The following is a 7,079-nucleotide window of genomic DNA, read 5'->3' on the forward strand; positions in this document are numbered from 1 at the left end:
TGCGAGAAGACCAGCTATCCGGTCTTAGCTACCGTTTCCGGTAGTTATCCCGGTCTTACAGGCAGGTTGCCTACGTGTTACTCACCCGTCCGCCGCTAAGCGAGCCCCGAAGGACTCACTCCGCTCGACTTGCATGTATTAGGCACGCCGCCAGCGTTCGTCCTGAGCCAGGATCAAACTCTCCAATAAAAGTTTGAATCTACAGCTCTTACTTAACACTTGCGTGTTGTTTTCCTCACGAAAACCTCTCACTCGTCATTCAGTTTTCAAGGAGCAATCGTCCATTTGATGATCAGCTTTCGACATGAATCTCTCAAAAGCGACTTGATCAATATATCACATTCGGTTCTTCGAACGCAAGTGGAATTTTTTTCTCCACCGCATTCATTTTGCAATTCGCCGCCTGCTTGGAAGCGGCTTGTCCGAAGCGACAAGGAGTAATATAGCACAGATCGCAAATCGGATGCAACACTTTCACACATGGAAAATCAAACCAGACGGGAGCACGCACAGTTAGGATGCCCCACACCTCCCGCCACTATGCGCGCAAATGAAAAATCCTCGAGCGGCGACGCCCGAGGATCAACATTTGCCTATATGGATTAGCCTTCGCTGCCAATGAACGCGTAACGCGCCACAATAAGCACGGCCAGCACCCACATGAGCCAATGCACTTTGTGCTTGCTTTTGCCGCCGAGACGGCCGACAGTGGCAAGCACGACGTAAGAGAAAATGCCGAACGAAACGCCGTTGGCGATATTGTAAGTGAAAGGCATGAGCACAATCGTCAGGAACGCCGGAATAGCAACGACGAAATCGGTGAAATCGATTTGGCGAATGGCTTGCACCATAAGCACGCCTACAACGATGAGCGCTGCTGCAGTAGCCGAAGCGGGAATCAGAGCGGCGATAGGAGCAAGGAACAGCGCAATCAGGAAGCATACGCCTGTCGTCACAGCCGTAAGGCCGGTGCGTCCGCCTTCAGCGACCCCCGCGGCACTTTCGACATAAGCCGTAACTGTGCTCGTGCCTACCGCGGCGCCGAAGCTGACGCCGATGGCGTCGAACAGCATCGCTTTGCCGACGCGGCGGTTGCCTTCTTCTTTATTGTTCATAATGCCTGCGCGGGTAGCCGTGCCGACCATCGTGCCGAACGTATCGAACAGCTCGACGAACGTGAACGTGGCTATCGCAGTCACGATACCGGTCGAGAGCAGGCCGGCGAAATCAAAATGGAACAGCGTCAGCTGGCTGAAATCCGGAGCCCACTTCACATCTTTGCCCATGTGGACGTCGCCCATGAACGCGGCGATGATCGTCGTGCCGAGCATCCCGAGCAAAATTGCGCCGCGTACGCGCAGTACCATCAACGCTGAAATAAGCAGCAGGCCGATGATGACGAGAATGACGTTGTGATCTTTCAGGCTGCCCATGTGGAACACGGTCTCGGCGCCAAGAACGTCCGTAAACGCGCCGGCTTTAATGTCTTTAAAGCTGGAGACGGCAACAGCCAGGAGGCCGCTGTTTTTCATTCCGATGATCGTAATGAACAAGCCGATGCCGACCGTTATGGCGTGCTTGATATTGTCAGGCACCGCCACCAGCAGCAGCTGACGAACCTTGGTCACGGTCAAAATGATGAAAATAATACCGGAAACGAACACCGCCGCCAGCGCCGACTGGTAAGTAAAATGCCCTTGCGAGGTAGCAACTACCGTAGCGAAATAGGCGTTAAGCCCCATGCCTGGCGCGAGCGCTACCGGGAAGTTGACGAATAGACCCATAACGATCGTCATCACGCCGGCGCCGATTGCCGTGGCAAGAAACACCGATTCCCAGTTCATGCCGGTACCGCCGGTCAAGATGAGCGGGTTGACGGCAAGAATGTAGGCCATCGTCATGAAGGTAGTCAGACCCGCCATAATTTCGGTCCGAACGTTCGTGCCGTTCTGTTTCAGCTGAAAAAGCGATCCATGAGTAGGCAGCCTCCTAGGCAAATAGTAAAGCTAACGACTAAAAGCCAAGGCGTCACCCGCCCCAGCTGTCCAAAATCAGACTAAGCATGCCAATGGAAAAACGACGCGTCCGCGCCGCCCACGCTTCGTCCGCTTCGTAGCCAGGCCATTCCGGTGACCTCGTAGAAACTCCCGGGCCGATTCCCGGGATTATACGAAACAGCTTTATGCGATTAGCTTGTGGTATCTGCCCCTATTGTATTCGGAACTGTCGAACGTTGTCAATAAAAAATCCGAACATTCCGGAATGATTTTTCCGGTATGTTCGGATTTGGTGTTGACCCTCCGTTATTCCCACTCGATAGTGGCCGGAGGCTTCGAGGTCACGTCGTAGACGATGCGGTTGACGTTCTCCACCTCGTTGACGATCCGGTTCGAAATGCGCTCCAGCACGTCCCACGGAATGCGAGCCCAGTCTGCCGTCATCCCGTCGATCGAAGTGACGGCGCGGATGCCGACCGTGTACGAATACGTGCGCGCGTCCCCCATGACGCCGACGCTCTTCATGTTCGGCAAAGCGGTGAAGTATTGCCAAATGTCCCGGTCCAGCCCGGCTTTGGCAATTTCCTCGCGCAAAATGGCGTCCGATTCCCGAACGATATGCAGCTTTTCTTCCGTAACTTCACCGAGTACGCGAATCGCCAGTCCCGGTCCAGGGAACGGCTGGCGCCAGACGATCGCTGCCGGGAGCCCGCACTCTTCGCCGACTTTGCGCACCTCGTCCTTAAACAGCGCCTTGAGCGGCTCGACCAGCTTGAACTTCATATCCTCGGGCAGGCCGCCTACGTTATGGTGCGATTTGATCGTGTGCGCCGTGGCGGTGCCGCTTTCTACGATATCCGTGTAAAGCGTGCCTTGGGCCAGAAATGCGAAGTCGCCGAGGCGCGCGGATTCCTCTTCGAACACGCGGATAAACTCGTTGCCGATGATTTTGCGCTTCTGCTCGGGGTCGTCCACGCCGGCCAGCTTGCCGAGGAACCGGTCGCGGGCGTCGATTTTGACGACTTTCATATCGAATTTGCCGACGAACGTGTCCATGACGCTCTCCGCTTCTCCTTTGCGCAGCAAGCCATGGTCGATGAACATGCAGGTGAGCTGGTCGCCGATCGCCTTGTGGATCAAAATCGCCACGACGGACGAATCGACGCCGCCGCTCAGGGCGCACAGCACCTTTTTGTCGCCGACTTGAGCGCGAATGTCGCGCACCGTGTCGTCGATAAACGTCTCCATGCTCCATTCGCCCTTGCAGTCGCAAACTTCAAACAGGAAGTTGCGGAGCATGTCCTGGCCATACACGGAATGGCGCACCTCCGGGTGGAACTGCACGCCGTATACGCGCTTGTCCGGGTGGCTCATCGCCGCAACGGGCGCGTGCTCGGTGCTGGCATCGACGACGAACCCTTCCGGCAGCACGGACACGTAATCGCCGTGGCTCATCCACACCGTCTGACGGGGCTCAAGTCCTTGCGTCAGCCGGCAGTGCGGCGCGAAGTCGACGTCGGCTTTGCCGTATTCGCGCTTGGCGGCGCGCTCGACTTTGCCTTTCAGCTGGTGGGCGATGAGCTGCATGCCGTAGCAGATGCCGAAAATCGGGATGTTCAAATCATAGATAGCGGGATCGACATGAGGCGCTTTGTCTTCGTAGACGCTCGACGGTCCGCCGGAGAAAACGATCCCCTTCGGCTGAAGCTCGCGGATTCGGCTCACAGGCGTATTGTACGGCAGCAGTTCGCTGTAAACGCCGAGATCCCGAATTCGCCGCGCAATCAATTGGTTGTACTGGCCCCCGAAGTCCAAAACGACGATCAGCTCATTAGGTTTGTTCACTACAATTGGTCCCCTCTCAATCAATTGTAGCCATTATATATAACGGGCAAAATGGGGTCAAGAAGCTTGTCGCAGCTTGCCCCCATCGGCAGCTTGGCCGGGCTTGCGGCCAATTGCGCCCACATTTTTCCTGAGAGCGCATTTTTGCCGTCGCGTCCCCTCTGCCCGTTCGAACTAAGCTCGCAGAGGAGGCGGATTGTCGCCGATTTACGAAGCCGATTTACGGGAAAAGCTCCCTTTATTTTGTACGTAAATCGTCGGTTCCACTCGTTATCTCCATTTCTTCCCGTTATTTTGTCCGCTTTCGTTCTGTTACGACCTTGACCGGTAATTTTGTGGAGGTTTTCCCGTAAATTTTATAGATGCGCACTTTACGTATCAAAATAGAGGGAGGTTTTCCGGCTGTCCGAGAAAATGCAAGATTGTGGATCGGTGTCAGTGCATTTTAGCATCCGGTATTTTTTTGCATTCGGCCAATTTAGCTGCATACATTGCATTTTGTCCAATGTTTTTAAGCCGAAAGTAGGTTTTCCTTGGCCCTCATTGGATTACCTCCAACGAAAAAGCCATGCAGCTGCGGTTTAGAGCGAGGCATCGGCCATTTGACTGCAGGTTTTCCAATGCAGCTTCTCGCTACGGGCAACAGGAATAATAACATTGGACGTTTTCCAATGGTCTGAGTCTTTCACCTGTCTCGTTTTCCGACGACCTCAGCTTTACTCTGTCAGGTTCGGCGGTTGCTTTCTCGACAACCCTGAGCTTTTCCAGTTGATAAAAGGGCGCGAGGGAGCCAGCTGGCTAAAGCCGGTGAAATAAAACGCATGTCCGGAACGGCCTGTTCCGCTTTAGATCGAGCGGCAAGCCGGTCAATGTCTTGCGCTCATCCGCCGCCACAGCTCGTATAGCGTGCGGTGCGGAATCGGGCGTTTCGGCTGCCCATCGTAGCGTGCGGTTTCATACAGGCGTGCAAAATCGTGCAGCGCAGCGCGGCGGTCGTCATCCGGAAGCGCCAGCCGCGTGACGTATTCGCGCGTCGTTTCGTTAGTCGCTTTAGCGCCGTGCAGCCGATATATTCGGTTCCACAGCAAGTCCATCAGCAGCAAGGAGCTCCTTTTATCGCCCGCCCCCCGGAATGCGGCACGCACCGCGAGCGACGCCGCAAACAGGCGGTCCCGGCACGCATGGAGCAGGACGGCTGCCGCGACGGCGGACGCAGCTATAGCAGTAAGCAGCGGAATGTTTTGCCTGGTCAGCTGCCAAGCGGCGGCGGCCGGTTCCTGCGCGCTTTCCAGCAGCTTTATGGCTTGAAAGCCAGGGAAAGAAGCGCCTAATACAGCATGCAGCCCCGTGTCTGCCGGCTGTGTGATTGACGGCAATTCTGATTGCGCACCGCTGGTGCCGTTTGCCGCCGACTCTTTGGCAGGGGCCGGAACCCGCTCCGGAGACTCGGGCAGCTTGGCCATGCCGGCGCCCGAGAAGCCGGGAGTCGGGTCGAACGGCACCCAACCGAAGCTCGGAAAGTATACCTCGACCCAAGCATGCGCGTCGCGGTTGCGCACTACAACGTTGTGCATGGGGGGCTCAGTATCGGACGCGCCTGCTTCTTGCAGGAACGCCGGGTCCCGGGCAGCCGGATCGCCGGCGTCGGCCGGAGCAGGAACGGGATCGGCGGCGTGTGCGCTTGCGGGAGTTTCGATGGACTCCGTTCCCGGCGCATAGCCCTTTACCCATCTCGCAGGCACCTGAGCCGCCCTGAGCAGCACGGCCATCGCCGAAGAAAACTGATCGCAGTACCCTGCCTTGTCCACAAACAGAAAGTGATCGACAAAATCTTCCGCGGGTCCCGGTACCGTCGGTTCACTCATGCTGTACCGATAATGGGAGCGAAGGTAATCGGCAACAGCCGTGGCCTTATCGTACGTTGTCGAAGCCTCGGCCGTGATTGCCGCTGCCAGTTGACGGACGCGCTCGGGTACGGTATCGGGTAGCTGGGTGTTCTCCGTTCGGATCTCTTCCGGAATCGCTCCTCTATCTTCCGCGAGCAGGGCCGGGTCCGCAACGGAAACAAGCGCTTCAAGGCGGTAATAGACGACCGGATCGGAAAGCTCGGGAAGCGAGTACGCTCCAGTGGCCGCATCATAGCGAAGTAAGCCGGCCGGGAGAGACCGGTCCTGCAGCGTCAGCAGTGCATCCGCCCGGAGCAGCGGTCCTGCCGGGAACAAAAGCCGCGTTCCTTGTCCGCTCGGAAGCGTTACTTCCTGGCGGATAATTCGGCTGTCAGGCGAAGGCTCCGTCTCCCGGAACGTCTCCAAGCGCGAAGCGGATTGCCGCCAGCCTTTGCCTGTGTAAACGTCGCGCGATTCCCCTCGCCAATAGGCGAGTTCGCTTGTACGCGCCGTGAACGCGATACTGTCGTCCGGCTCGATCGGTCCGCCGAGGGCGCTGTCGTCCAGGCTGTAGCCGGTTTTGGCGGCGCTTGTTTCCAGGTTCGCAGCAGCTTCGGCGGCTGGAGGGGCGGACGGGTTCACGGCAGATGACGTTAAAGCGGAAAACGGCCAGCGTTCGAGAAAACTGTAGTCCATCGGCTTCATGAGCCGCTGGCCGGCCGTGTCGGCCGGCCTCCAGCCGTACCAGCCGGCGGCGAAGCACACCGCCAAAAGCGCCGCAGCGGTCGCGGCCGTGCGGAACGCCGCGGGGCGCGACAATGCAACGCCGCGCGTTCGTTCCAGCTTGTCTGGCAGCAGCAGCGCCAGCAGCAGTCCGGCCCAAACGCAGGAACGCATCACGCCGGGCGTCGTATCGACGCCGAAACAAAGCTGCAGCAGCAACAAATAGAGCGTTGTCGCCGCACCTAGCCACAGCGCCTGCTGGCGCTGGACAAGCAGCATGTGCAGCACCGACAGCATCATCGTCCATCCGGCGGCGAACAGCAGCGTGCGGGTCTCGCCGCCGATCTGTTCGTACTGCCCAGACCACGCGGCAATGGCATCGCTTCTCAGGTGCGCCGCCAAGCTTTCGATCCATGTCGGCGGCAGCCATTCACCGGGGTAAAATAAATAGGCTACGAGCCCGAAAATCAGCGCTCCTTTGAGCGGCGCACTCCATCCGTGCGGGTACTGCCCAGCACCACGCGGCAAGTGGCATCGCTTCTCAGGTGCGCCGCCAAGCTTTCGATCCATGTCGGCGGCAGCCATTCACCGGGGTAAAATAAATAGGCTACGAGCCCGAAAATCAGCG

3 protein-coding genes, 1 rRNA gene and 1 riboswitch are annotated in these 7,079 nt (G+C 57.7%); all 4 genes read right to left on the bottom strand.

Annotated features, from left to right (window positions below; all coding sequences use genetic code 11):
• A 16S ribosomal RNA gene (locus tag SD70_RS31985) occupies positions 1–189 on the bottom strand; the annotation flags it as partial.
• 413 nt (positions 190–602) lie between these two features.
• On the bottom strand, positions 603–1,922 hold the full coding sequence (locus SD70_RS31995) for an NCS2 family permease (protein ID WP_052488123.1): 1,320 nt from the start codon (positions 1,920–1,922) through the stop codon (positions 603–605).
• A 171-nt stretch (positions 1,923–2,093) separates the two neighbouring features.
• Positions 2,094–2,193: riboswitch (purine riboswitch) on the bottom strand.
• Between the two features lie 110 nt (positions 2,194–2,303).
• The gene (guaA, locus tag SD70_RS32000) at positions 2,304–3,842 is read right to left on the bottom strand and encodes a glutamine-hydrolyzing GMP synthase (RefSeq protein WP_041052674.1); all 1,539 of its coding nucleotides are present in this window, start codon (positions 3,840–3,842) and stop codon (positions 2,304–2,306) included.
• An 866-nt stretch (positions 3,843–4,708) separates the two neighbouring features.
• Complete coding sequence (locus SD70_RS32005) at positions 4,709–6,979, bottom strand: transglutaminase-like domain-containing protein (RefSeq protein WP_041052675.1); 2,271 nt, start codon at positions 6,977–6,979, stop codon at positions 4,709–4,711.
• Positions 6,980–7,079 lie beyond the last annotated feature (100 nt).

Source organism: Gordoniibacillus kamchatkensis (assembly GCF_000829455.1).
Taxonomy (GTDB): Bacteria; Bacillota; Bacilli; order Paenibacillales; family NBRC-103111; genus Gordoniibacillus; species Gordoniibacillus kamchatkensis.